This is a genomic window from uncultured Campylobacter sp. (genome assembly GCF_938030815.1).
Lineage (GTDB): Bacteria > Campylobacterota > Campylobacteria > Campylobacterales > Campylobacteraceae > Campylobacter_B.
Window position 1 is genome coordinate 1 of sequence record NZ_CALHII010000048.1, and the last position, 2,439, is coordinate 2,439.

A 2,439-nucleotide genomic window follows, 5' to 3' on the forward strand; every position below is an offset into this window, starting at 1 on the left:
TAAGAATCCAAATAAATTTAGCTAAATTCCGCGCTCTGTCGAATCAAAATTTTCTCCGCGAGCTGATAAATTCAGTAAAATTTTACGCGTTTTTAAAGGCGCGCATCACGCCCTAAGTCGCACGTAGATACGCCTAGGGGCGGGGTAGCCCTCGATCGTGCGCGAGTCGTTGAGCGGGTCTAGGAAATTCTCCAAGCTTTGCCCGTCGATCCACTCCGTTTTGCGCTGCTCGCTAGCATCCGTGGGCTTTTGAGCCAAAATTTCAAAATCTCTGAATTTCGCCCGTTCGCACCAATTCTGCAGTGCGCCGACGGTCGGTACGAAGTAGATATTTGAAATTTTTGAGTAGCTGTTTTTCGGGCACAGCGCGAAATCGCCCGCCCCCTCGATATACATCGTGTCTAAAATCACCTCGCCGCCCGCATTTAGCGAGGTGCGCAGATCTTTTAGCATCTTTACGGGGTCGCTGCGGTGGTAGATGACGCCGAGGCAGAAGATCGTATCGAATTTGTGCTCGTAAAAGGGCAGATGCTCCACGCCCAAAAGCTCGAATTCCGCGCCGCTGCGGAGGAATTTCTCGATGAAGCGAAACTGCAGATAAAATAGCGCGCCGGGATCGAACCCCACTAGCCGCGCAGGAGCAAGCTCGCCCATACGAAACATATAGTAGCCGTTGTTGCAGCCCACGTCGGCGACGGTTTTGCCGCTCAGATTTAAAAACGGCCGCAGCAGGTTAAATTTCACGAAGCTTCGCCACTCGGCGTCGATAAAAAGATCATTCAGCGCAAAAGGCCCCTTGCGCCACGGCTTTAGCGCTCGCGCGATACGCAAAATTTCACTCTCTTGCTCTGCGCTAGCGTTAAAGCTAGCCCGCACGACGTCGCCGCACTCGCACTCGCACTTATCTATTTGCAGCGCCTCAATCGCGCTTAAAATTTCGCGGTTTTGCCCGCTTTGCAGCTTTTTAAAGTTCTCGTCTCTGATCTTTTGCAGATCCATTTTTAATCCTAAAATTTCAAATTTAGCGCCATTTTAACATAAAATTTTATCCATTTTAAGGCGCAAAGAGATAAAATCGACTTGCAATTCAAGCAAAGGAGCAAAAAATGCAAGAAGCAAAAACGAGAAAATTTAGTCTCAGGTTTAATCACGAAATTTCAAGTAGTGGCGCAGAGGTGCGGCTTTGGCTGCCGTTAGTGCTGCAAGAGTCGTATCAAAGGTTGCTGGGCGAATATCATGCCCGCTCAAATGCACAAGAGTCGGCTATCTGCGGAGATCATATAAGCACGTACTACGCGCGCTTCGCACCCGATAAAGAGGCAAGAGCGGGCGTCGGCAAATACGGCGAGCAAGGTGTCGTAGGCGAAGAGGATGATTATTTTGAGCTTAGCTTCGATATTGAAATTTCGGAGCGAAACACCGATTTTAGCAAGGTAAGCTTTAATGAAAATGAGCGCTTTAGCCCCGAGATCGAGGAGTTTTTAAAGCCTTCAAAGCTAATTCCGGTAGAAGGCGCTGCAAAACAAAAATCAGACGAGATCACTGGCTCGCTTAAAGGCGATCTGGAAAAGGCGCGCGCGATCTACGAGTGGGTCGCAAAAAATATGAGTCGCGATAATAGCGTGATCGCATGCGGCAGCGGCGATGCAGCGACAATTTTAAGCAGCGGCAAGCTAAGCGGCAAATGCGCCGATATTAATAGCGTGTTCGTCGCGCTCTGCAGAGCAGCGGGCATTCCTGCGCGCGCTATTTACGGCATCCGTACGGGCACGGCGAAGAAATTTTCGCCTGAAATGGGCGTCATGGGCGCCCTAAACGGCGGTGTGCTTGAAATTTCGGGCGCGCAGCATTGCAGGGCGGAATTTTACCTAAAAGGCCACGGCTGGATCCCGGTCGATCCCGCGGATGTTACGAAGGTGCGACTCGGCGAAGGCTTAAGCGAGGATGATTCTAAGCTGGCGCAGGTGCGCGAGTATCTTTTTGGCAACTGGGAGCCGTGCTGGCTGGGCTTTAACTACGCTCGCGAAATCGTGCTAAATCCGCGCCCGGCGCATGTCCCGATTGAAATTTTTTCGCATCCGTATTGCGAAGTGGGCGGTACGCCTAAAGATCCGTACTCGCCTAAAAATTTTATCTACGAGTATTTTTCGCGAGAAATTTAATCCTCTGGTGGCTTGCATTTTACCGCCGCGATTTGCTTAAGCTAAGCCGCCGCGCTTCGTCGAGGCTCAACCCCGTTTCATCGAAGCGCACGCTTGGCTTTGCGACAGCGGCGCTTTTTGCATGGTTTAGCCTACGCCACCGATACATACTGTCTGCGCGCCTAGTTTGCGGGCTATCATGCCCGCCTTGGCGAAATTTCGCGCTATGTCTTTGGGCGAAATTTTGAAATTTTAAAATTCCGCGTCGAGTAAAATTCTAAAATTTTAAAGCGAGCGG

Annotated in this window: 2 protein-coding genes; one reads left to right on the forward strand and one right to left on the reverse strand. The window is 50.5% G+C overall.

The window, feature by feature from the left end:
• Positions 1 to 105: 105 nt before the first annotated feature.
• Positions 106 to 999: a tRNA 5-methoxyuridine(34)/uridine 5-oxyacetic acid(34) synthase CmoB gene (gene cmoB / locus Q0277_RS01700; protein WP_297994932.1), complete on the reverse strand. Its 894-nt coding sequence runs from the start codon at positions 997 to 999 to the stop codon at positions 106 to 108.
• Positions 1,000 to 1,106: 107 nt separating this feature from the next.
• Here cmoB and Q0277_RS01705 point away from each other — a divergent pair, with 107 nt between their 5' ends.
• On the forward strand, positions 1,107 to 2,162 hold the full coding sequence (locus tag Q0277_RS01705) for a transglutaminase-like domain-containing protein (protein ID WP_297994934.1): 1,056 nt from the start codon (positions 1,107 to 1,109) through the stop codon (positions 2,160 to 2,162).
• Positions 2,163 to 2,439 lie beyond the last annotated feature (277 nt).

Excerpts from the sequence above, each read along its gene's own strand:
- cmoB (WP_297994932.1), bottom strand. The coding sequence starts at position 999 with ATGGATCTGCAAAAGATCAGAGACGAGAACTTTAAAAAGCTGCAAAGC.
- Q0277_RS01705 (WP_297994934.1), top strand. The coding sequence starts at position 1,107 with ATGCAAGAAGCAAAAACGAGAAAATTTAGTCTCAGGTTTAATCACGAA.